The sequence below is a fragment of the Bacillus sp. CH_70 genome, assembly GCF_038007045.1.
Taxonomy (GTDB): Bacteria; Bacillota; Bacilli; order Bacillales; family Bacillaceae_G; genus Bacillus_A; species Bacillus_A cereus.
In genome coordinates, this window is sequence record NZ_JBBOWL010000001.1 from 1,159,274 (window position 1) to 1,181,642 (window position 22,369).

The window sequence follows — 22,369 nt, forward strand, 5'->3', positions numbered from 1 at the left end:
GAGTTTTTACGCCTTAAATATGCTCATAAAAAAAGGAGTGATAGAATGCTCTTCTACGATTTTGAAGTGTTCGCAAATGATTGGTTAGTAGTTATTGCAGATACCGACAATCAGTCGGAAGAAGTGTTTGTTAATAATGAACAAGCATTAATTGATTATTATCATGAGCATAAAAATGACATATGGATTGGTTACAATTCTCGACACTATGACCAATTCATTTTAAAAGCAATTATATGTGGGTTTACACCGCAGGCTATTAATGAATGGATTATTATCGATCATCAACCAGGATGGAAGTTTTATAAAGACTTTTGGAAAATCCAGTTTTATAACTTTGATGTCATGACAAATAAGTTTCGCTCTTTGAAACAATTAGAAGGGTTTCAAGGTCATGATATCCGTGAGACGTTAGTGTCATTTACTATACAACGTAATCTAACAGAAGAAGAAATTGAAGAAGTTATCAAGTATTGTCGTCATGATGTACATGAAACAATGCACATTTTCATGGAGACAATTACAGAGTTTGAATCACAAGTTGAGCTATTAAAAATGTTTAATCTTCCTTTAAGAAACATTTCAAAAACGAAGGCTCAATTGAGTGCATTTATCCTGGATGCAAAACAACCTGCAGTTCCAAGAGATGATGAGTTCAACTTTACATTTCCAGATACATTACAAATTAATAAATACACGGAAGTCCTGGACTTCTATAAAGAAAATAAAGACTATAACAAAGTACTTGAATTAAACGTTGCTGGTGTACCGCACTTGTTTGCTTGGGGTGGTTTGCATGGTGCAAGGAACAATTATTACGGTGAAGGTTACTTTCTTAATATCGATGTAGAAAGTTATTATCCGGCACTTATGATTGAGTATGATTATTTATCCAGGAATGTAAAAGACCCTGCAAAGTTTCGTGAAGTTCGTGATACGAGGTTAAAATATAAGGCTGCTAAAGATAAACGTCAGGCACCATTAAAAATTGTAATCAATGGTACATATGGGGCCATGAAAGATAAATACAATGGGCTTTACGATCCACTTATGGCCAACAATGTTTGTATTGGTGGAATGACATTGCTCCTGGATCTAATAGAAAAGCTTGAACCACATTGTGAGATTATCCAATCAAACACCGACGGTGTCCTGGTTAAATTACGTCATTACGACGATTACGATTTAATCGATGATATTTGTTATGAGTGGGAACAATGTACAAGGATGGGATTAGAGTTTGATGAATTTGTAAAAGTAATTCAAAAAGACGTTAATAATTACATCTTAGTAGATGCGGATGGTAACTATAAGTCAAAAGGTGCGTATGTAAAGAAACTAAATCCCCTTGATTATGATTTACCAATTGTAAATGAAGCAGTTGTGAATTATTTCGTAAAGGGCATTGATCCGGAGGAAACGATATTTAATTGTACTGAGTTAGTGAAGTTCCAAAAGATTGTAAAGATTAGTAGTAAATATAGTCATGCACGATATGGTACCAGACGAATGACCGAAAAGGTATTTCGAGTGTTTGCTAGTGTAGACGAAAACGACAAACAGTTATGCAAAGTAAAAGATGGTGTTGCTGAGAAAATAGCGTATGTTCCGGAACGATGTTTCATAATGAATGATGATATTAAAGGTATGAAAGTACCATCCAAGTTAGATTACTGGTGGTACTGGACATTAGCTAATAAACGAATCGATGACTTTTTAGGAAAAGAATAAAAAAAGAAATGGTGTAATCCATTTCTCTTAATTATCTAATAAGGCAAAATGTCCAACTAGATTCATTGTTATGTAATAAATGTATGAAGTTAATCGGAGGATCATTAAATGAATTTAACGTGTTATTTAATGATTCTAAGTCAAAATCTTTGCTGATAATAGCATCATAACTAATTAAATCGATAGAAGATGATTGAATCTCAAGTGAATTCCCATTACTCAGATGTAAAGTTAAAGAGGACTCAGAAAAATGAATGCCACTTAAGGTTACATTTTCTTCTAAATCGCTATATTGATGAAGGACGTTAAAAGGGTATTGATTATTACGAATAAAGTCAAATAATCTTTTTAGAACTATAGTTTGCAATTTTATCACTCCTTTAAATCAATTATACTGTTTTACATTTTAAATTCAAAAAGAAAGTAGGTGATGAACATGTACAAGGGTTATTTAAAAGGTAATGGGAAACATGCAGCCAGTAAGTTTAAAGATGGTGCAAAACTATTATCCTATCATACAGCAAGAAAAGAAGATTCATTTGTGGGTATTTTGGACGATGAATATATTATGGTTGATATCGATGATATAGCTGAAGCTGAAACGTTATTGGACATTATCGAAGATAAGAACATTAATTGTTCCGTATTAGGAACGACAAACGGTATGCATTTTTATTTCAAAGGCTATGACATAACGGCCAATAAAATTAAGTGGTTCTCCAATATCGGTATTCTTTGTGATTACAAGTTAGGTATTAAGAACACAGCTGATCCACTCAAGATTGAAGGTGAAACGCGTAAATGGTTAAGAAAATGTACAGAACATGATTCATTACCAAGTTGGTTATATCCATACAACAAGAAAAATCCGAACCTTACCAAAATGGGTGAAGGTGATGGTCGTAATGATAAATTATTTACTTACATCTTAAAGCTGCAGTCACAAGGTATGGCTAAAAATGATATTAAGGAAACTATTTCTATTATAAATAACTACATTTTAGAAGAACCAGTTACACAAGGTGAACTAAATGTAATCTTACGTGATGAAGCATTCATGAAGGAGTCCTTTTATATAAAGGGTTCCTTCCAACATGAAAAGTTCGGTGATTTCCTGATTAATGAGCATCATATTTGTAAGGTCACAAATGTTCTTCATATCTATAAAGATGGTGTGTATTCGGACAAGCAAGAAGACATTGAAGAAGCGATGATTCGTCACATTCCAGCTTTAAAACGAATGCAACGACAAGAAACAATTGCGTATCTGCAGCTAAAGGCAAAACATAAAAATTTCGCCTCTACCAAATATGTAGTTGTCAAAAATGGCATATTTAATTTAGAAACATGGCAATTAGAAGATTTTACACCGGAAATTATTACACGTAATAAAATACCGGTTGCATATATTCCTGGTGCTTATTATGAGGTAACTGATAAAACATTTAATAAAATAGCTGTGAATGACAAAAAGATTCGGGCCATTTTAGAAGAGATTCTTGGATATATTTTATTCCGGAGGAATGAGTTTGCGGCAACGTTTATTCTTACTGGTGATGGTAGTAATGGTAAATCATCGTATTTGAAAATCATTCGTAAATTAATAGGTTCAGATAATGCATCGTCATTAGATTTGAACGAGTTGGACCAGCGTTTTAAAACTGCTGAGTTATTTGGGAAGTTAGCAAACATTGGTGATGATATTGGTAAAGGGTATATCAAAGAATCATCGATATTTAAAAAGCTTTCTACTGGTGAAACATTAAACGTAGAAAGAAAGGGTAAGGATCCATTCGACTTTACGAATTATGCAAAGTTAATTTTTAGCGCAAATGAAATGCCGCGTATTAATGATTTTAGTGATGGATTAGGTCGAAGACTTCAAATTGTACCATTTAAAGCGAAGTTTACACCGAATGATGATGATTATGATCCTTTTATTACTGATAAGCTGCTGAGTGATGAATCGATGCAATATGTATTGAATCTGGCATTGAAAAGCTTGAAACGATTACTTGTTGAGAAGAAATTCACGACATCAAAAGCGGTTGAAGCTGAATTGATTAAATATCAAGAAGAAAACAATCCGATTATTAGTTTCGTAAATAATGAGGATGTTGAATTAGAACGTGCGGTAGTTGGTGATGTTTATCTGCAGTATAAAGTATATTGTGCAGAAAATGGTTTTCAATCCGTTAGTAATATCAACTTTAGTAAACAAGTGACTCAATTATTTGGTTACAAATCACATGTACAAAGAGTAGATGGAAAAAACAAAAGAATCTTTGTTAGTGAATAATTTTTAAGCTCGTGACTTTTTTCGGTCAAATACCCTATGTTTTTGACCGTTTTTGGTCACAGAATACACCTTATTTTCACTAATATATGGTAGAAACTACACCTTGTAACGGATAAATGCGTTACGTGTAACAGATATCTGTTACGTTGAAAAACTAGTGATATCAAGGGTTTGAGAGTGTTGTAACGGGTGTAACAGATAAAATCACTTTCTTTTAAAATATATAGTTAAAAAATAAAAAGATAAATATATAAAAGAAAATTAGGGGGTAAATGCGTTACGTTTTGATACTTGAAGTGCCGTGAACCCTTGATGAATAAGGGTTTTAGAGCGTAACAGATGTAACAGAACATAACGCATTTTACTCTAAAAAGGTAGGTGAATCATCATTTGTTTGACTGGCTAAAAGATTATCAAAAATTAGAAGAAGAAATTGCATACTTAGATTACAACTTAGACAAAACAAAAGCTGAATTAAAACGCTGGATTAGCGGTGATTTGCAAAATGTAAGGTTAACCGCTGAATCGGAAGGTGCAAAGGTAGAAGAACGTATTGAAGCAATTGAATATGAATTAGCACATAAGATGAATGATATGTATAAATTAAAAAGGTTAATCAGTAAGTTCAGAGGTCTAGAAAATAAAATACTAAAAAAGAAATATATTGATGGTATGACATTAGAGGAGATTGCGGAAAGTGAAAAGTATAGTGCAAGTCACATATATCAAAAACACGCCGAGATTATGAGACGAATAAAGTTTGCTGAAGAACTTACACTTTACTAACAGTAAATTGACTCTATGTTACCCATTGAAAATATGATTTATAGTAATAACATAAGATTTTGACGAAAGAGCAACTGATGCATGGTTGCTCTTTTATTAATAGTTTTAATAGGAATATACGTTCTATGCATGCTATAATTATATTGGTTTATAATTCCAATATTAATTGTAGAAAGGATTGTGGCATGAATGAGTTTTCAAGATCAATTAGCAACAGCAATGAAGAAGTATTTAGGGGAAGATTTGGATGAAACGATTATTAAAGATGGTTATGAAACAGACATTTTTAATTATTTAGTCCAACTGAAAAAAAAGGTAGGGGCTGTACAAAATGAAAGTTATGATTTTTCTTTAAGTTGGACTGAATCAAAATGCACGATAGAGGATGTTACACTAGAAGTTAAAATCAAAACTGAAAATAATACAATTGTTATTGAGAAAATTGTTGATGGTGAAGTTAGTTCCCTTGATGCAATTATTGTACAAGATGGAGAATTATTCGCTGTAGGTCGTAATGAAAAATTTACGACGCAGGTTTTTGAAGAATATCTTCGTGAAACTTTTGGTGAAAAGCTAGGATTATAAGTTAATAGTAAATTGTTGGAAGCATTCCTTATGGAGTGCTTTTTATTATGCAAAAATTACATAGGTGGTGAATGACAATGCTTTGGTTATTAGCTTATTTAATAGTCGGTATGGTCTATGCATCGTTAGATATTTATTCAGCCATAAGAGAAGCAATCAAAAAGGATAAAGAGCATGGACATATAATTTTAATGTCATCTTTATTTTTGTTTTTTCTTTTAGCGATATTCTGGCCTGCTTTATTAACAATGAAGATTGCTACATGGATTAATAATTATAAGGAGAGTGAATGCAAATGATTACTGAAATTAGAAAAACAATATCAGGTACTGAGTATTGGGATAACAAAGAAAAACGAAGTCTATTTGTTCCAACTGGTGAAGAACCAGGATTCGAAGTAACTGTTAATCCTGAGAGTATGATCTTAGGTGTGGATCTATCAAGTAAACCAGATACTACAGTAGTGACAGTACCATTTAATGATATGACAGTGAAACAGTTACGTGAGTATGCTGATGAGCTAGGTATTGAGATTCCTTCTGATATTAAAAAGAAAGAAGACATCATTGAATTACTATCATGAAGTACTGTGACTTCAATGGCTGCCATAACAAGATAAGCAAAGGACGTTACTGTGAAGAACATAAGCGTAACAAACCAAGGAAGAAGAAAGATAAGAAGAACATCTATCATCATGAGAACAAACCATTCTATCGTACTGATGCATGGAAGTATGTTAGGTCAAAGGTATATGAAAGAGAGAATGGATGCTGTCAACGATGTGGACAGTTCGTCTTTGGCAGGCGTGCTCATGTTCATCATGTAATACCAATCAAAGAAGATCCAACTCTTAAATTAGAAGAAAATAACTTAAGATTACTTTGTCCAGTTTGTCATACAATCGAAGAAAATGAAGATAAACCGAAAAAAGTTTTTCCGAGTTATTTTGGAAGCCCCCCTATCAAAAATTAAAATTTCCTCTCTGGGGAGGATAGGTAGCGTAGGGGGCATTTCTATCGTTAGACAACATTTTTAAAAAATAAAGGGGGGTGTGAAATGTCTACGAAAAAAGAGCGTCAAAAAATTGTTGCCGATAAAACAGAAGCTGAGAAAAATCGAATATTAAAAATCATGCGTGATGCAGATATTTACACCCTTACTTTAGATCCATTAATTGAATCGTATTTAGATATTTTCGAAGTTTACATGACCATGTTTATCGAATGGAAAGAAAAAGGATTTCCACCTACTCAACGTCACACCAATAAAGCAGGGGCCACAAATAATTCAAAGCATCCATTAGCGCAACAAGTAGAAACTTGGGCGGATAAAAAAACAAAAGCATTGGATTTATTAGGACTTACTAATAAGGCTAAACCAGGTAAATATGTCACTGGTGGTTCTACTGTTGGGAAAAATGAAGAGGTGGAAAAACCTACAGCAAAGATTAGTGAATTAGATAAACATCGTGCGAAATGGAGAAAAATGACTAATTAATGTTATAATTTATGTAAAAATGAATAGGAGATACATAGATGGATAATGTTAGTATTTCAGAATTAGTGCAAATAATTTCTCCAATAGTAGGGATAGTTACTTCAATAGTGGCGGTTTTTATTTCTGTAGGTTCTTTAAGAGCAACTAGAAGTTCTATTGAAGAAGCAAATAGACCATACGTAGTTATTTATAAAGACTATATACAAGTTACATCTTCTATTCACGAATATTTAATTATAAAGAATTTCGGTAAAAGTGGGGCTATTATTGATTCTATAATTTTTGAACCAAGCTATGTTAATTCAGAGACAGGTAAAGGGATTTTCGAGAATACTAGGGATACTTTTATAGCACCAGGGCAATCAATTTCTACATTTGTTCCCGCAAATGCTTATGGTAAAGAAAACAATAGGATAGTTCAGGTGACAATAAAATACCATACAGAGAAAAAAGAGTATCAAGAGGTAATAACTTTAAATGAAGAATCACATCGTGACATCCTATTTGTAGCAGCACGTCCAGCAAAAAGTAAATCAATTCAAGAGGTTATGACAAATGCTACTGAAGAAATCCTGAGAAGGCGTCTTTAATATCCTAGTTTAGGTCACACAATAGTGTGGCTTTTTATTATTCCTTGGAGGTGGTGTTTATGTGATTGAACGTGGCGTTAATTATGCAGATATTTATGCAAAACAAGTAAGAAAGAATCCTAAAAAATATCCCGATACTATCAAAGCAATGGTAGATCGTTATTATAAATGGAAAAAGCGTAAAGATATTTGGTTCGATGTGGACCGTGCGAATGAAATGATGGATTGGGTTGAAACGTTTGTCCGGCATACGAAAGGTGATTTAGCAGGACAACCTTTTATCCTGGAAGATTGGGAGAAATTCGCTTACTCCTGGATCTATGGATGGATTCATAAGAATGAAAAAGGACAAATTGTCCGAGTTACTCGAGAAGCTTACATTCAGGTTCCTAAGAAGAATGGTAAAACTTTAATCGGTGTTGGTGGTCTTGGTTATGCGATGTACGGTGAAGGAGTACTTAGTGCCGATTGTTATTGTTGTGCGAGTGATTTTAACCAGGCCCAATATGCAGCAAAGCCATTTGCAGCAACAATTATGAACCATGATGTATTAATGGATTGTTCACACATATATAAAGGTCCAAAAGGGACGATTTCTAGTGTGACATATGATTATATTCGTGATGATTTAGCTTATCAGAACCAATTCATTGTAATGAGTAAAAACATTCAATCCATTGAAGGTTCCAATCCACACTTCATTTTAAATGATGAGCTTCATGCTCAAGAAAATATGGATCAATACGATAACTTTAAATCAGCACAGGTTTCTCGTGCTGAGCCGATTATGTTTAATATATCAACGGCTGGTAAAGGTTCCTCATCGGTTGGTATGCGAGTATATCGTGAAGCGAAAGAAGTATTAAAACGTGATGATAATGATTCAAGTTTCGTCATGATTTATGAACCAAATAAAAATTATGACTGGACAGACCGTAATGTTTGGGCAATGGTTAATCCGAATATTGGCGTGTCTGTAACGATGAGTGCACTTGAAACAGAATTCATCTCAGCATCACGTTCAGCGCATAAAAAAGCTGAATTCCTTTCTAAGCATTTGAACGTATTCGTAAATGGAGCTGAAAATTTCTTTGAACAAGGACAAGTTGAACATGTTCTTGTGGAAGACCTGGGCGATTTAACAGGTGAAACTTGCTATATAGGTTTAGACTTATCGAAAACAACTGATTTAACATGTGTGAGTCTGAATTTCCCTAATGCTGGTTATACCGAAGATGGAAAGTCTATTCTAAAAGTTAAACAGATGTATTTTGTACCTAACGAGGATATTGAACATCGTGAAAAGGAAGATAACGTTCCGTATACTGATATGGCTGAACGTGGCTTTGTTACTTTTTGTGATGGAAAGATGATAAACCAGGATCAGGTTATGGATTATATTGTGGAATGTTTAAACATGTATGATGTACAACAAATAAACTATGATCCAGCTATGTCTCAAAAGCTAATTGAAAAACTTGAGAATCTTGGTCTTGAATGTATTTCTGTAGGTCAGTACCCTAATGTTATGAATGCGATGATGGATGATTCAGAAATACTTATTTATGAAAAACGTATAATGACCGATAATCCTTTATTTGTTTATTGTGCACTTAACGTTGTAGTTGTAACAAATATCAATGGAATGAAAGCACCAAGTAAGCGACAGTCCAAAAAGAAGATTGATGGATTTGTTGCTTTTTTAGTTGCTCATAAAGAAACAATGATGGTTATGGATAGCATAACAGAAGAGGGTATGGATGAATTAATTGGTGATATTTATAGATAGTGTTAATTAAATTTCTTTCTAGTGCTTTCTTTGCTACGATATAGATATATAGCAAAGGAGTGAATGTTTTGATTGATAAAGAAAGAGATAAGGAATTTAGAAAGGCATTTTTCTTTCTGAAAAGATATATAAAGAGCCCATTAGGTATAACCTATACACATGGTTATAGTAGAGGTTCGGCAGACATAGAACCAGCAAAAGAAGCTTATGCTTATGTTTTACAATTACAAGAAGAATCTACTAGTTTTGAAGAGAAGTTTAATACATTACAAGATTTTTTAGAAAAGGAATATAACGAACGTCAGGAGCAGAGACCCTCACAGAATACGGGACGCTATTGGGATTATATTGGATATATAAAAGATTCGAAAAGAAAAATTGAAAATGGCGAGCCTGTTCAAACTAGAAGAAAGAAATAAAAGGAACCTTTATTGGTTTCTTTTTTTGTACCTGAAAGGCGGTGGGAAATTGGGTATAAGGGATAGGTTTTCAAATTATTTGTATCGAAAGCTAGAAAGACGCGGCTATCTTGATGATGTTTTAGGAAAGAGCATTCGTTACGGTGGTGTCTATGTTACGGATTCAAATATCTTGCAATCTAGCGACGTTTACGAGTTGTTGCAAGATATTAGCAATCAAATGGTATTAGCCGACATCGTTGTGGAAGATGAATTTGGTAATGAAATCAAAGATGATGTTGCACTTCAAATCTTAAAGAATCCTAACAATTATCTAACACAATCTGAGTTCATTAAATTAATGACGAATACCTATTTACTCGAGGGGGAAACATTCCCGATATTAAATGGTGCTCAAATACATTTAGCTTCAAATGTTTTTACCGAGTTAGATGATAATTTGGTAGAGCATTTTAATATTGGTGGTCACGAAGTTCCTCCATTTATGATTCGGCACGTGAAGAATATTGGCGCAGATCATTTAAGGGGAAAAGGTCTACTTGATTTAGGAAGAGATACACTTGAGGGCGTTATGTCAGCTGAGAAAACTTTAACTGACAAATATAAAAAGGGTGGGCTATTAGCATTCTTGTTAAATTTGGATGCCCATATCAATCCACAAAATGGTGCGCAGTCAAAGTTAATCAATGCAATTTTAGATCAACTGGAATCAATCGATGAAGCAAGGTCAGTTAAAATGATTCCACTTGGAAAAGGGTATTCAATTGATACGCTTAAAAGCCCGCTAGACGATGAAAAGACCCTAGCATATCTAAATGTATACAAAAAGGATTTGGGTAAGTTTTTAGGCATAAATGTGGATACATACACAGAGCTAATCAAAGAAGATATTGAGAAAGCAATGATGTATATCCACAACAAAGCAGTTAGACCAATAATGAAAAATTTTGAAGACCATTTGAGTCTTCTTTTTTATGGTCAAAATTCAGGGAAACGAATTAAATTCAAGATTAATATTCTTGATTTTGTTACTTATAGTAACAAGACGAATATTGGTTACAACCTGGTGCGTACAGCTATTACTTCACCTGATAATGTCGCTGATATGCTTGGATTCCCTAAACAAAATACAAAGGAATCACAATCTATTTATATTTCAAATGATTTAACTGAAATTGGTAAGGAAGAAGCGAGTGATGGTTCATTGGGAGGAGGTGAAGAGAATGAAAATTGAGGTCCGAGGGAATCAAGTGATACTTGATGGCTATGTAAATGTTGTGGACAGAGAAAGTCGGATGCTTCCTTCACCAAGGGGATATTTCAAAGAGAAGATTGTCCCTAAGGCGTTTGAAAAAGCGTTAAAGAAAGCAAAGAATGTGGACTTGCTTTTTAACCACAATAAAACTAGAAATCTTGGCTCTATCGAAAATGGGAATCTGGAATTATATGAAGACAATATTGGTTTAAGGGCCATTGCTACAGTTACAGATGAACAAGTGATTGAAAAGGCAAGAAATAAAGAATTGCGTGGCTGGTCATTTGGTTTTGTTTCTGAAAAGGACTCCTGGGAAGAGGGGGAAGCTGGTGTTCAAAAGCGTTCTATTGAAGAACTAGAGCTTTTAGAAGTGTCTATTTTGGATATGACACCAGCCTATGTTGCCACTTCCATTGAAACCAGGGGCGAAAATACAGCCATGATTGAAATGAGAAGTGAAGAAGCAGCCGTAAAAACTGTTGTGGAAGATGATACAGAAGAAAGAAGCAATCTTATCAAACAAATAAAAAAAGTTTTGGAGGAAAATTAACATGAATTTAAAAGAAATCTTAAACGCATCTTTAACAAGAACGAAATCTCGATTAGCAGAATTACAAGGGAAAGTAGAAAAAAATGAAGTTCGTTCGGAAGAATTAGCAGCAGTTAAAGCTGAAGTAGAAGCGTTAATAAAGGAAGTGCAAACGATCACTGATGAGTTAGCGAAGTTAGAAGAGAAAGAAAAAGAAGAAGATCCAGATAAAAAGAAAGACGATGCCCCTGATAAAAAAGAAGATCCAGCAGCGAAAGAAAATCCGAATGAAAAAACGGAACTGTCAGAAGAACAACGTTCCGCTATTTCAGCATCTATTGCAGCAGCTCTTTCTACTAAAGGTCATCGTGCAAACAAAGAAACGGAAATTCGTTCTGTATTCGCTAACTACATTGTAGGTAATATTGATGAAAAGGAAGCTCGTGCATTAGGGTTAGTTACTGGTAACGGTTCTGTTACGATTCCAGATTTCTTAAGTAAGGAAATTATTACGTATGCACAAGAAGAAAACTTCTTACGTCGCCTAGGAACAGGAGTAAAAACAAAAGAAAATATTAAATATCCTGTTTTAGTTAAAAAGGCAGAAGCGCAAGGACATAAAAATGAGCGAACAAATAATGAAATGCCAGAAACAGATATTGAATTTGATGAAATCGAACTATCACCAACAGAATTTGATGCACTTGCTACAGTAACGAAAAAGCTATTGGCACGTACTGGTTTGCCAATTGAACAAATCGTAATGGACGAGCTGAAAAAAGCTTATGTTCGTAAAGAAACGCAATATATGGTAAATGGTGATGAAGCGAATAACATCAATGATGGTGCATTAGCAAAGAAAGCTGTTGAGTTTAAAACAGATGAAAAAAATCTTTATGATGCATTAGTAAAAATGAAAAATACACCTGTTAAAGAAGTACGTAAAAAAGCACGATGGGTATTAAATACAGCAGCGTTAACAAAAATTGAAACTATGAAAACAGATGACGGTTTCCCATTACTTCGTCCGTTTAATCAAGCGGAAGGTGGAATTGGTTATACGTTATTAGGCTTCCCTGTTGAGGAAGAAGATGCAATTGACATTCCTGATTCACCAGATACACCAGTATTCTACTTCGGTGACTTCTCTAAGTTCTATATTCAAGATGTAATTGGATCGTTAGAAGTACAAAAATTAGTTGAGTTATTCTCACGTACAAACCGTGTAGGTTTCCGTATTTGGAATTTACTAGATGCGCAACTAATTCATTCTCCATTTGAAGTTCCAGTTTATAAGTACGTCTTGAAAGAGCAAACTACACCAGGTGCTTAATATGGAAGATTTAATTGAGAAATTAAAATCTCATATTCATTGGGAAGAGGGTATGGATGAAACCATGCTCTCTTTTTATATCACTCAAGCAAAGACTTATGTAAAGAATGCGACAGGCAAACAGACCGAGTATTTAATTATTATGGTCGCCGGTATTTACTATGATTACAGGGTTGCTGAAAAAGAATTAGAACAAGCTCTTGATGCTTTAACGCCGATGTTTGTCCAGGAGGTTTATGCCGATGAAGAGAAAGACGAATAAACTCAAATGGATGGGTGAGCTACTTAAATTAGGAGAAACCATTGATCCGGAAAATGACCGTGTTGTGATGGGATATCCGTTAGAACGTAATATTCGTTATAACAACATTGGAGTTACGGCCACTGATAAATTTACAACGAAAGATACGAATGAAATTGTAAAGAAAATTGAGGTTCGTATTGATCGTGATATTGAAAACAACCAAAAGGATTATCGTGTAAAAGTTGGCGGCCGTATTTATGATATTGAGCGTATTTACGTAAAAGAAGAAGACCGATTGATGGAGGTGTCACTGTCTTATGCAAATTAGTTTTCAAGAGTTACGAGACATTATGAAGAAGTCAGGCATTCCAGTTTATCGTGATAGTGCACCCACAACAGCAAATTATCCTTACATTGTGTATGAATTTGTGAATGAGCAACAGAAAAGAGCTTCTAATAAAGTTATAAAGGATATGCCACTTTATCAAATTGCAGTTATCACAAATGGAACTGAAAAAGATTATGAGCCGTTAAAGGTTGTTTTTAACGAAGCAGGCGTGTCTTATTCTCAATTTGATGGAATGGATTATGACGAGAACGACGACACTATCACGCAGTTTATAACGTATGTGAGGTGTATCCAATAATGGCTTCAAATAACAATGGTTTTGCTGAAGCTTTAGAAGATATCAATACGCTATTACGTGTGAATAAAAAGGTCGAACTGGATGTATTGGATGAAGCAGCGAAGTATTTTGCGAGTAAATTAAAACCAAAAATTAAAGCATCCAGTAAAAACAAGCGGACACATTTAAGGGATAGCCTAAAGGTTGTTGTGAAAGGTGATCGTGTATCTGTGGAATTTAAAGATGAAGCTTGGTATTGGTACTTAGTTGAACATGGCCATAAAAAAGCAAATGGTAAGGGACGTGTGAAAGGAAAACACTTTGTTCAGAATACCTTTGATGCAGAAGGTGACAAGATAGCAGAAATCTTAGCTCAAAAAATGGTAGATAAAATGGGAGGATGATAGAAATGGCAGCAACAAAAGAAAAAGAACTATTGTATCCAGTAGGTATTGAGTCATTATACATTGCAATGATGGAAGGCGGTAAAGATACGAAAGCTCAGATTCCTACTTATGATAAAGAAATCTATCAAATGGATAACATTGTTGAGATTGGCATTGCAGGTAATAGTACAGTAACTCAGAAGTGGGCATCTAATAAATTATTTGTTAATGCAAGTAAAAATTCAAAGTATACATTGTCTTTAAGTCATGTAGCTTTACCGCAAATCGTTAAAGATGCAATCTATGGTTATTTTGCCGAAAAAGGTGTTGTATTCAATAAAGCAACATTAAAAGAGTTTCCGATGTTTGCAGTTGGTTTTGTAGCTCCTTTAAGTGACGGTTCACGAATCGGCCGTTGGTATCCTCGTGTACAAGTTACACCAGGTGAAGAGAAATTTACTACCACAACGGAAGAAGCAGAAATTCAAGATCAAGCGTTAGCTATGGAAGCTACTCCTTTGCTATTCAATGATGTAACAGAAGTAGACTTTTCGGAAGCTCGTTCTTCAGCAACAGGTATTACTGTTGAGGAATTTATGAAACAGGTTATTTGTGATAAATCTCAATTATCGTTGCTAGGAACAGGCACAGGAGAATAGGAGTGATATTATGGCACGTTTAAGTGATTTAGTTAACGTTGATATAAATTTAAATAAAATTAAAATACAGGGTGTAGAAATCCCTGTTATTTTTACATTTGAATCATTCCCTTATGTGGAAGAATCTTATGGGAAGCCGTATCATGAGTTCGAAAAAGAAATGAATGATATGTTGGCAAAAGGAGAATTCAGTTTAGGAGAACAAGAAGCAAAACTGATGCGTTCGTTGATTTATGCAATGGTCCGAAGTGGTGGAACAGAGTGTACACCTACTGAAATTAAAAATGCTATTCCACTTTATGATATACCTGGTATTTTCCAAGTAGTATTCGAAATCTTTAACGGTCAAAACTTCCAAATTGAAGATATGGAGAAGTTGAAGAAAGAAAAAAAGCAAAGAACATACTGAATGAAAATGAAGAATCTCAGTCCGAATTGGATTGGGATTTTTATTTTTATGTCGGTAATACGTTGCTGGGTTTAAGTATGAATGATTTTTGGAGAATCACTCCTAATCATTTTTTAAAGCAATACATTATGCATCTTAGATATAACAATCCCGATGCACTTGAAGAGAAAGCAGTAAAACCACAAAGAGTTTATTTAGATCAGACTCCATTCTATTAAGAAATGAGGTGAAAATATGCCAGGGAATAAAGAAAGAAACGTTGTTCTTAATTTCAAGATGGATGGTCAAGTCCAGTATGCTCAGACATTGAAGCAAATTAACATGGTTATGAATAATGCAGCAAAAGAATACAAGAACCATATTGCAGCAATGGGTCAAGATGCCACAATGACTGATAAATTAGCAGCTGAAAAGAAAAAATTAGAAATTCAAATGGAAGCAGCTAAGAAACGTACATCAATGTTACGTGCTGAATATGAAGCAATGTCTAAGGATACTAATACAACCGCCGAACAGCTCAATAAAATGTACGGTAAATTATTAGATGCTGAACGTGCCGAGACATCTTTAAATAATGCAATGAAAAGAGTAAATGAAGGTCTTTCAGAACAAGCGATTGAAGCACGAGAAGTACGTGGAGATATGGAAAAACTTGAAGCTAATACTAAACAACTTGAAGCGGAGCAAAAACGCCTGACAAGCTCATTTAAGCTTCAAAATGCCGAACTAGGAGCGAATGCTAGTGAAGCTGATAAGTTAGAATTAGCACAGAAACAGTTACGTCAGCAAATGGAAATGACTGATAGAGTCGTCCACAACTTAGAACAACAATTAAGTGCAGCAAAGCGTGTGTATGGTGAGAATTCCACAGAAGTACAACAGCTTGAAACGAAATTAAATCAAGCAAAAACTACATTGAAGCAGTTTGAGAATTCATTGCATAGTGTTGGGCAAAGTGGTTCTCAAGCCGCAGATGGTATGGAGCAACTAGGTAAGAAGTTAGATTTGCAAAACATGATGGAAGCTACAGAAGTATTGCAAGGGATGTCAGAGAAGTTGATTGAACTTGGTAAGGCAGCTATGGATATAGCCATAGATTTTGATAGATCTCAACGGAAAATTCAATCTTCATTAGGATTGACTCAAAAAGGAGCGGAAAATCTCGGTAAGATTTCGAAAGACGTGTGGAAAAAGGGGTTTGGTGAAAGTCTTGAAGAGGTAGATACCGCACTTATTAAAGTCTATCAAAATATGAGGGACGTTCCGTATGATGAGTTGCAAATGGCATCAGAAGATGTTTTAACATTGGCGAAGGTTTATGATGTTGATTTAAACGAGGCTACGAGAGGCGCAGGACAGTTAATGTCGCAGTTTGGTTTATCTACACAAGAAACATTTGATTTACTTGCTGCAGGTGCTCAAGAAGGTCTAAATTATTCAGATGAACTTTTTGACAATCTTTCAGAGTATGCGCCTTTATTTAAACAAGGTGGTTTTAGCGCTCAAGAAATGTTTACCATTCTTGCGAATGGTACTCGTGACGGTGCTTATAATTTGGATTATATCAATGACACAGTTGCCGAATTCGGAAAGAAAGTACAAGATGGCTCAAAAGGAACCGCGGATGCTTTTGCTGGGCTTTCAAAAGAGACTCAAGACGTTTGGCAAGCTTTTAACGATGGTAAAGCAACAGCCGCCGACGTTTTCAAAGCTGTAATAGGCGATTTGGGAAGTATGGACGACAAAGTTAAGCAAAATCAAATTGGAGTTGGCTTGTTTGCTACTCGTTGGGAAGACATGGGTGCTGCTGCTGTATTAGGGCTTACCGATGTAAACGGTGGTCTTGGTGATGTAAATGGTCGTATGGATGAAATGAAAAAGCTTCAAGAAGAATCCCTTGGTCAACAATTCCAAAGTGCCTTACGTGAAACGCAAGCAGCCATTGAACCGCTTGGAGCAAAGCTTGCTGAACTAGCTAAAGATGTTTTACCTCCGGTAGTAGAGGGGATTAAAACCTTAGTTGATGGGTTTACTAAATTGCCAGAACCAATTCAAAATTTTACTTTTATTTTTCTAGGGTTAACTGCTGTAGTTGGTCTTTTAGCTCCTATTATTGCGGCTGTAGTTATATCTTGTTTAGCACTAGGTACGACGATTGGAACAGTTATGCTTATTATCGCTGGGATATCTGCAGTAATAGCAGGAGTTATTTGGGCTATAAAAAATTGGGGTACCATAACCGATTGGCTTTCTGAAAAGTGGTCTGAATTTAAAGATTGGTTTGGTGAATTGTGGGATAGCATAGTTCAAACTTGTGAAGATGCTTGGTCTTCCACAGTTGAGTATTTCTCAGAAGCCTGGTCTTCTTTTGTAGAAATGATGCATGAATTTTTTGACCCTATAGGTCAGTTCTTTAGCGATTTATGGTCGGGAATTGTTGAAACAGCATCTTCTTGGTGGTCGTCATTAGTTACAACAGCTTCTGAATTATGGGGGACATTAGTACAAGCTTGGCAAGATACTTGGAATACGATCCTTACTGTTTTAGATCCAATTATTTCATTGATTTCTACAGTTTTAGAAGCGGGTTGGCTACTTATTCAAGCTGGTACACAAATTGCCTGGGCTGCCATAAGTAAGTACATTATTGATCCGATTACCGAAGCCTATAATTGGTGTAAAGAACAGCTTGGTGAGCTTGTCTCCTGGTTAAATTCACAGTGGGAAACAGTGAAATCTTATACACTCGCAGCATGGAATTTGGTAAAACAGTATGTCATTCAACCAGTTCAAGAATTGTGGAATGCGACAAAAGAAAAGCTTGGTGAATTGAAAACTTGGATATTAGCAAATTGGGAAACTATAAAATCTTATACACTTACGGCTTGGAATGCAGTAAAAAAATACGTTATCGATCCAGTAACAGAGGCTTACAATTCAGCTAAGCAAAAATTTACTGACTTATATAATTCAGCTAAAGAAAAATTTGATTCAGTAAAGAATGCAGCACAAGAAAAATTTGAAGCTGCAAAACGATTCATTATTGACCCAATTAAAGATGCAGTTGACAGTGTAGAAAAATTTATTGGGAAGATTAAGGGATTCTTTAACGATTTGAAGTTGAAAATTCCTAAACCTGAAATGCCTAAAATGCCACACTTTAGTCTGCAGACTAGTACGAAAAATGTTTTGGGTAAAGAAATTGAATACCCATCAGGTATTGGTGTAGAGTGGCGTGCTAAAGGTGGTATCTTTACTCGTCCGACTATTTTTGGGATGAACGGTGGTAACTTACAAGGTGCAGGTGAAGCTGGACCGGAGGGTGTTTTACCGCTGAATGAGAAAACACTTGGTGCAATTGGTAAAGGTATCGCTGATACCATGCCGCAATCAAATGGTGATGTGGTAGTCCATGTTTATTTAGATGTGGATGAAGTGAATACAAGACTTGCTCCTGGTATGAGTAAGCAGCTAAATCAGAACAATAGAATTAGTGCTCGTGGTCAAGGAGTGATTTTATGATTACATTAGATGATAAATATAGGTTAGAAGACTTTGGTTTCATTTGTGAGCCAGGATACGATGACTCTATTACACCTATTTTTGATCGTAAGACTTATAGTATTCCTGGTATAGACGGTGTTATTCCATTTGGAACTGAAGTGAAGGAGAAACCTTTCGCATATCCATTGATGATTATGGAAAGGTTTCATATAGAAATGCAGCGTAAGTTTGAGAAGTTCACGGACTTTTTCTTTGATCAATATGGAAATCCAAGAAAGGTTAAGATGGTTCGTGATTATGACCCGAGTAAATTTTATTATGTGGAATTAGCACAACAAATTACTCCAGACAGATTAGCGGAAGATGGAAAGTTTGTATTACCTTTAGTTGCATATGATCCACGTGCTTATTCTATTGTGAACAGTAACGATAAAATTACCTGGGGAAGTAAAATACCTTTTACAACACCAATTACATTTGGATATAAACAATCTCAATATGATGTAGCTAATCCACAAACACTAGTTATTGATAACATAGGTAATTTAGTTGTACGACCAATTATCAAAATTGTAGGCACTGCAAAAGGATTAACTCTTACCTTAAATGGTAAGGGTTTTTCTTTTGGTGATTTAAATAATGAAATTTTACTAATCGATGCAGCTACTTACACGGTTAAAAAGAATAGTCAAAACTATTTGTTTAAAATGACAGGAGATCTCGAAAGGTTAGAGTTTGTTCCTAAAAATAATAATGTACAGATTGGCGGAAGTGATTTGAATTTGAAAGTAACATTTGATTTTAGAGGAAAATACAAATAGGGGGTGATAGCAATGGCAGAAGTACCTTTGGTTTTATTAACTGATGAACTACCAGAAGGAACTGAAAAAATCAATCAAGGCATTAAAAAGTCATACGAAGCTTTAAATAAAGTAATTACAGTGGATACAAAAATTGATGATACTCAAAAACAACTTGATGCAGTCGCGCTTAAAAGTAGAAACATGTTTAACAAAGTGACGATTACTCCTAACACATGGATAGATGGGAATAACGGTAAACCATTCACATTATCTAATTATTTTACGAGTGATTTTATATCTGTTACAGAAAACACCCAATATGCAATTAATCCTGTAGCTAATGACACTAGAATTGCTTTCTATAATAATAGTAAAACCTATATATCTAAAGCGACGGATGGGGTAATAACTTTTACAACTCCACCAGGTACAACATACGTTAGAATTGGTAGTAAGAGTAACTTGTTAAATAGTACACAACTTGAAATAGGATCAACTAGTACACCATATGAACCGTATGGAGCGCAAATACAATATAATAGCTTTAAAGATAATTCTTTTCCTGTTTCTAAGCTAAAAAAAAATTCAATTGGTTACGAACAATTATCTATTACTCCTGTAATTGGTGATAAATCTAGAAATATATTTGATAAAACAGCGATTACTACGAATAATTATTTAAATAATCAAACTGGAATTCCATTTACTTTAAATAACTACTTTGTTAGTGATTTTATACCTGTTACAGAGAATAACCAATATGTAATTAATCCAATCGCTACTGATACACGTTCTTGTTTTTATAACAGTAGTAAAAACTTCATTTCTGCAACGGCCGACAATTTGTCTAATTTCACAACACCACCAGGAACGGTTTATGTAAGAATAGCAAGTCGTAACGGTTTACTAGATACAACTCAACTTGAAGCGGGAATAGTATCTACACCATATGAATCATATGGAGTGCAGTTAAAGAAAGAAGCATTGAGTCCGTTTAATATCAAGCCCGCTACAATATATACTTTTAACGATGCTTGGACCGAATGGTTGAAAGGGAATAAATTTCCAATTTCTTTCTACGGTGACAGTACAGTAGACGGAGCGAATACGACGGGTTTTAAACTAAATACACTAGGAGTAGACAGCACAAACATAAATGCTTTTTCAAAAAAATTAGAAGAATTATTGCGTGATGTTACAAATAACTCAATTCTAAGAATCTATAATGCTGGCTTTAGTGGTCAAAAGTCCGATTGGGGATTAACAAATATAAATTCCGCTTTTGGTGGAACTTCCGCATACAATGATGTGAAGATGATCGGAATTGGATTTGGAATAAACGATAGACTAAGCTACCAAAATGAAAAAGATTATCGTACTGGTTTTAGAAATAACATAATTGGGATTATCGATTGGTGTTATTCGAAAAAAATCCAGCCGTTTTTGATTACGACTCAGGCTACAGTTGAACCTGGAATTCAAACCAACTATGCTGGAACTTATCCATTAAGAACAAGTGAGCATATTAACTCTATAGCAAATCAAGTAAAAAAAGACTTAGCTAGAGAGTATGGTCTTGAATTAATTGATTTAAATAAATTCACTGAAATGTTTTTAATGTATTCGTCTGTACCCACAAAAACAATAATCTCAGATAGATTGCATTTTGGTGATATCGGTCACAGGTATGAAGCAGATGTATTGTTCAGACACCTATCTCCAAGAACGATCATTGTGGATGACTATACGAAAATTGATTACTCTAGTCAAAGGATTAAGGATAGCGTCCCTGAAGATTGGTTAACTTTCCCTACATCACCATCTGATAGTTTCAAAGTATATGTGAACTATACTAAGGCGGACTCATCGGATATGAAGATTATGACAGTATGGATTTTCAATAGCGCTAAGAAGAAGTTATCGTTAAAAGCATATAGGAACGATTCTACATTAGCGTATGTTAAAGTGAATGGAGTACCAACTATATTAAACAACGCGGAAACAGTTATTGGACAGCTCGAATTAGGATTGCATAAATTGGAAGTTTTCACTGGAGCAACTACCCAAGTGGATTTCAAAGGATTTATCTTAGAATAATTTTTCGATCCAATTCATTCCAAGACATGATAAAATATGTTTATTATTGTAAAAAGGTGGAGTGGAAATGCAAAAGAAGTACAAAATTATTCTATCGATATCCTTGTTAATTAACGTTATCGGTATCGCTATTGCAACATTTCTTTTCTTTAAATTCGATGGTATAAAATATTTTACGAAAGAAAAAGCGTTAACGTATGACAAGAATCCATATTATATTGAAAGAACTAACTTGTTTGAAGGTGTTAAATTAAAAGAAAATGACACTATCTTTATAGGTGACAGCATTACTCAAAGAGGATTATGGGATGAGCTTTTCCCTACTGCCAATGTTATAAATCGTGGAATTAATAGCGATACAACTGAAGGCGTTATAAATAGGATGGATGACATCGTTAAATCTAAACCCCAAAAAATATTTCTTATGATTGGGATAAATGATCTATACGCTAATAAATCAGTTGACGATATTATTTCTAATCACAAGAAGATATTAGATAAAGTAAAATTTGGTTCACCAGACACAAAAGTATATGTTCAGAGCATTTTACCATTGAATTACGAAATGTACTTTGCGAAAGACAAAATTAAAAACGAAACAATAAAAGAGTTGAATGGTAAATTAAAGGATTTGTCTTCAGAATTGAATTATACATTCGTCGATTTGTATCCATTATTTGAAAAGAACGGACAATTAGAAAAAGAACTTTCTTATGATGGAATTCATTTAAGTGGTAAAGGTTATAACGTGTGGAAAGATAAGATTAATCAATTAGTCGACTAGCATAATTATATCTGCAAAAAATAAAACGAAATACAGATTGGAAT

Annotated in this window: 25 protein-coding genes; 24 read left to right on the forward strand and 1 reads right to left on the reverse strand. The window is 34.4% G+C overall.

Annotation, left to right across the window (positions count from 1 at the left end):
- Window positions 1-45: 45 nt before the first annotated feature.
- Window positions 46-1,731, forward strand: a complete 1,686-nt coding sequence (locus N2V79_RS05910) for a hypothetical protein (RefSeq protein WP_340719675.1) — start codon at window positions 46-48, stop codon at window positions 1,729-1,731.
- A gap of 31 nt (window positions 1,732-1,762) precedes the next feature.
- Here N2V79_RS05910 and N2V79_RS05915 read toward each other — a convergent pair whose 3' ends face one another.
- Entirely contained in the window at window positions 1,763-2,098 is a 336-nt protein-coding gene (locus N2V79_RS05915; RefSeq protein WP_340719676.1) for a hypothetical protein, read from the reverse strand.
- A gap of 69 nt (window positions 2,099-2,167) precedes the next feature.
- On the opposite strand from N2V79_RS05915, the gene N2V79_RS05920 reads away from it, so the two are divergent.
- The 23 genes from N2V79_RS05920 to N2V79_RS06030 all read left to right on the forward strand — a co-directional run bounded on the left by N2V79_RS05920 (window position 2,168) and on the right by N2V79_RS06030 (window position 22,325).
- Window positions 2,168-4,030: a DNA primase family protein gene (locus tag N2V79_RS05920; RefSeq protein ID WP_340719677.1), complete on the forward strand. Its 1,863-nt coding sequence runs from the start codon at window positions 2,168-2,170 to the stop codon at window positions 4,028-4,030.
- A 390-nt stretch (window positions 4,031-4,420) separates the two neighbouring features.
- Window positions 4,421-4,816, forward strand: a complete 396-nt coding sequence (locus N2V79_RS05925) for a hypothetical protein (RefSeq protein WP_340719678.1) — start codon at window positions 4,421-4,423, stop codon at window positions 4,814-4,816.
- A 189-nt stretch (window positions 4,817-5,005) separates the two neighbouring features.
- On the forward strand, window positions 5,006-5,401 hold the full coding sequence (locus N2V79_RS05930; protein WP_340719679.1) for a DUF3942 family protein: 396 nt from the start codon (window positions 5,006-5,008) through the stop codon (window positions 5,399-5,401).
- Window positions 5,402-5,478: 77 nt separating this feature from the next.
- Window positions 5,479-5,700 carry a hypothetical protein gene (locus N2V79_RS05935; RefSeq protein WP_340719680.1) on the forward strand — a complete coding sequence of 74 codons (222 nt, stop codon included), beginning with the start codon at window positions 5,479-5,481 and terminating at the stop codon, window positions 5,698-5,700.
- Window positions 5,697-5,984 carry a Rho termination factor N-terminal domain-containing protein gene (locus N2V79_RS05940; protein ID WP_098757929.1) on the forward strand — a complete coding sequence of 96 codons (288 nt, stop codon included), beginning with the start codon at window positions 5,697-5,699 and terminating at the stop codon, window positions 5,982-5,984. Before N2V79_RS05935 ends, N2V79_RS05940 begins: the two co-directional genes overlap by 4 nt.
- The gene (locus N2V79_RS05945) at window positions 5,981-6,373 is read left to right on the forward strand and encodes an HNH endonuclease (protein WP_340719681.1); all 393 of its coding nucleotides are present in this window, start codon (window positions 5,981-5,983) and stop codon (window positions 6,371-6,373) included. Before N2V79_RS05940 ends, N2V79_RS05945 begins: the two co-directional genes overlap by 4 nt.
- Window positions 6,374-6,457: 84 nt before the next feature.
- Entirely contained in the window at window positions 6,458-6,898 is a 441-nt protein-coding gene (locus tag N2V79_RS05950) for a P27 family phage terminase small subunit (protein ID WP_340719682.1), read from the forward strand.
- A gap of 38 nt (window positions 6,899-6,936) precedes the next feature.
- Entirely contained in the window at window positions 6,937-7,488 is a 552-nt protein-coding gene (locus N2V79_RS05955; protein WP_340719683.1) for a hypothetical protein, read from the forward strand.
- Between the two features lie 61 nt (window positions 7,489-7,549).
- Entirely contained in the window at window positions 7,550-9,277 is a 1,728-nt protein-coding gene (locus tag N2V79_RS05960; RefSeq protein ID WP_340719684.1) for a terminase large subunit, read from the forward strand.
- Window positions 9,278-9,345: 68 nt separating this feature from the next.
- A complete protein-coding gene (locus tag N2V79_RS05965; protein WP_340719685.1) occupies window positions 9,346-9,696 on the forward strand; it encodes a hypothetical protein in 351 nt (116 codons plus the stop codon).
- A 49-nt stretch (window positions 9,697-9,745) separates the two neighbouring features.
- Window positions 9,746-10,930 carry a phage portal protein gene (locus tag N2V79_RS05970; protein WP_340719686.1) on the forward strand — a complete coding sequence of 395 codons (1,185 nt, stop codon included), beginning with the start codon at window positions 9,746-9,748 and terminating at the stop codon, window positions 10,928-10,930.
- Window positions 10,920-11,501, forward strand: coding sequence for an HK97 family phage prohead protease (locus N2V79_RS05975; protein WP_340719687.1), 582 nt, complete (start codon window positions 10,920-10,922; stop codon window positions 11,499-11,501). The genes N2V79_RS05970 and N2V79_RS05975 overlap by 11 nt, the downstream gene beginning before the upstream one ends.
- Before the next feature lies 1 nt (window position 11,502).
- Complete coding sequence (locus tag N2V79_RS05980) at window positions 11,503-12,813, forward strand: phage major capsid protein (RefSeq protein WP_340719688.1); 1,311 nt, start codon at window positions 11,503-11,505, stop codon at window positions 12,811-12,813.
- Between the two features lies 1 nt (window position 12,814).
- The gene (locus N2V79_RS05985; protein WP_053512988.1) at window positions 12,815-13,075 is read left to right on the forward strand and encodes a head-tail connector protein; all 261 of its coding nucleotides are present in this window, start codon (window positions 12,815-12,817) and stop codon (window positions 13,073-13,075) included.
- Window positions 13,056-13,385 (forward strand): hypothetical protein, encoded by a 330-nt coding sequence (locus N2V79_RS05990; protein ID WP_445661885.1) that lies wholly within the window; start codon window positions 13,056-13,058, stop codon window positions 13,383-13,385. Before N2V79_RS05985 ends, N2V79_RS05990 begins: the two co-directional genes overlap by 20 nt.
- Window positions 13,375-13,704 carry a hypothetical protein gene (locus tag N2V79_RS05995; protein WP_340719690.1) on the forward strand — a complete coding sequence of 110 codons (330 nt, stop codon included), beginning with the start codon at window positions 13,375-13,377 and terminating at the stop codon, window positions 13,702-13,704. The genes N2V79_RS05990 and N2V79_RS05995 overlap by 11 nt, the downstream gene beginning before the upstream one ends.
- Entirely contained in the window at window positions 13,704-14,087 is a 384-nt protein-coding gene (locus N2V79_RS06000; RefSeq protein WP_340719691.1) for an HK97-gp10 family putative phage morphogenesis protein, read from the forward strand. The genes N2V79_RS05995 and N2V79_RS06000 overlap by 1 nt, the downstream gene beginning before the upstream one ends.
- Window positions 14,088-14,092: 5 nt before the next feature.
- On the forward strand, window positions 14,093-14,728 hold the full coding sequence (locus tag N2V79_RS06005; protein ID WP_340719692.1) for a major tail protein: 636 nt from the start codon (window positions 14,093-14,095) through the stop codon (window positions 14,726-14,728).
- Window positions 14,729-14,738: 10 nt separating this feature from the next.
- Window positions 14,739-15,137, forward strand: coding sequence for a hypothetical protein (locus N2V79_RS06010; RefSeq protein WP_000113337.1), 399 nt, complete (start codon window positions 14,739-14,741; stop codon window positions 15,135-15,137).
- Between the two features lie 234 nt (window positions 15,138-15,371).
- Window positions 15,372-18,659, forward strand: coding sequence for a phage tail tape measure protein (locus N2V79_RS06015; protein ID WP_340719693.1), 3,288 nt, complete (start codon window positions 15,372-15,374; stop codon window positions 18,657-18,659).
- Window positions 18,656-19,462 carry a phage tail domain-containing protein gene (locus N2V79_RS06020; RefSeq protein WP_340719694.1) on the forward strand — a complete coding sequence of 269 codons (807 nt, stop codon included), beginning with the start codon at window positions 18,656-18,658 and terminating at the stop codon, window positions 19,460-19,462. The genes N2V79_RS06015 and N2V79_RS06020 overlap by 4 nt, the downstream gene beginning before the upstream one ends.
- Before the next feature lie 12 nt (window positions 19,463-19,474).
- Window positions 19,475-21,541: an SGNH/GDSL hydrolase family protein gene (locus N2V79_RS06025; RefSeq protein ID WP_340719695.1), complete on the forward strand. Its 2,067-nt coding sequence runs from the start codon at window positions 19,475-19,477 to the stop codon at window positions 21,539-21,541.
- A gap of 67 nt (window positions 21,542-21,608) precedes the next feature.
- Window positions 21,609-22,325, forward strand: a complete 717-nt coding sequence (locus N2V79_RS06030; RefSeq protein WP_340719696.1) for a GDSL-type esterase/lipase family protein — start codon at window positions 21,609-21,611, stop codon at window positions 22,323-22,325.
- The last annotated feature ends 44 nt before the right edge of the window (window positions 22,326-22,369 follow it).

What these genes read in the sequence shown, in the direction of transcription:
- N2V79_RS05910 (WP_340719675.1), top strand. Translation starts at nt 46, where the DNA reads ATGCTCTTCTACGATTTTGAAGTGTTCGCAAATGATTGGTTAGTAGTT.
- N2V79_RS05920 (WP_340719677.1), top strand. Translation starts at nt 2,168, where the DNA reads ATGTACAAGGGTTATTTAAAAGGTAATGGGAAACATGCAGCCAGTAAG.
- N2V79_RS05930 (WP_340719679.1), top strand. Translation starts at nt 5,006, where the DNA reads ATGAGTTTTCAAGATCAATTAGCAACAGCAATGAAGAAGTATTTAGGG.
- N2V79_RS05935 (WP_340719680.1), top strand. Translation starts at nt 5,479, where the DNA reads ATGCTTTGGTTATTAGCTTATTTAATAGTCGGTATGGTCTATGCATCG.
- N2V79_RS05940 (WP_098757929.1), top strand. Translation starts at nt 5,697, where the DNA reads ATGATTACTGAAATTAGAAAAACAATATCAGGTACTGAGTATTGGGAT.
- N2V79_RS05945 (WP_340719681.1), top strand. Translation starts at nt 5,981, where the DNA reads ATGAAGTACTGTGACTTCAATGGCTGCCATAACAAGATAAGCAAAGGA.
- N2V79_RS05950 (WP_340719682.1), top strand. Translation starts at nt 6,458, where the DNA reads ATGTCTACGAAAAAAGAGCGTCAAAAAATTGTTGCCGATAAAACAGAA.
- N2V79_RS05955 (WP_340719683.1), top strand. Translation starts at nt 6,937, where the DNA reads ATGGATAATGTTAGTATTTCAGAATTAGTGCAAATAATTTCTCCAATA.
- N2V79_RS05975 (WP_340719687.1), top strand. Translation starts at nt 10,920, where the DNA reads ATGAAAATTGAGGTCCGAGGGAATCAAGTGATACTTGATGGCTATGTA.
- N2V79_RS05980 (WP_340719688.1), top strand. Translation starts at nt 11,503, where the DNA reads ATGAATTTAAAAGAAATCTTAAACGCATCTTTAACAAGAACGAAATCT.
- N2V79_RS05985 (WP_053512988.1), top strand. Translation starts at nt 12,815, where the DNA reads ATGGAAGATTTAATTGAGAAATTAAAATCTCATATTCATTGGGAAGAG.
- N2V79_RS05990 (WP_445661885.1), top strand. Translation starts at nt 13,056, where the DNA reads ATGAAGAGAAAGACGAATAAACTCAAATGGATGGGTGAGCTACTTAAA.
- N2V79_RS05995 (WP_340719690.1), top strand. Translation starts at nt 13,375, where the DNA reads ATGCAAATTAGTTTTCAAGAGTTACGAGACATTATGAAGAAGTCAGGC.
- N2V79_RS06000 (WP_340719691.1), top strand. Translation starts at nt 13,704, where the DNA reads ATGGCTTCAAATAACAATGGTTTTGCTGAAGCTTTAGAAGATATCAAT.
- N2V79_RS06005 (WP_340719692.1), top strand. Translation starts at nt 14,093, where the DNA reads ATGGCAGCAACAAAAGAAAAAGAACTATTGTATCCAGTAGGTATTGAG.
- N2V79_RS06010 (WP_000113337.1), top strand. Translation starts at nt 14,739, where the DNA reads ATGGCACGTTTAAGTGATTTAGTTAACGTTGATATAAATTTAAATAAA.
- N2V79_RS06015 (WP_340719693.1), top strand. Translation starts at nt 15,372, where the DNA reads ATGCCAGGGAATAAAGAAAGAAACGTTGTTCTTAATTTCAAGATGGAT.
- N2V79_RS06020 (WP_340719694.1), top strand. Translation starts at nt 18,656, where the DNA reads ATGATTACATTAGATGATAAATATAGGTTAGAAGACTTTGGTTTCATT.
- N2V79_RS06025 (WP_340719695.1), top strand. Translation starts at nt 19,475, where the DNA reads ATGGCAGAAGTACCTTTGGTTTTATTAACTGATGAACTACCAGAAGGA.
- N2V79_RS06030 (WP_340719696.1), top strand. Translation starts at nt 21,609, where the DNA reads ATGCAAAAGAAGTACAAAATTATTCTATCGATATCCTTGTTAATTAAC.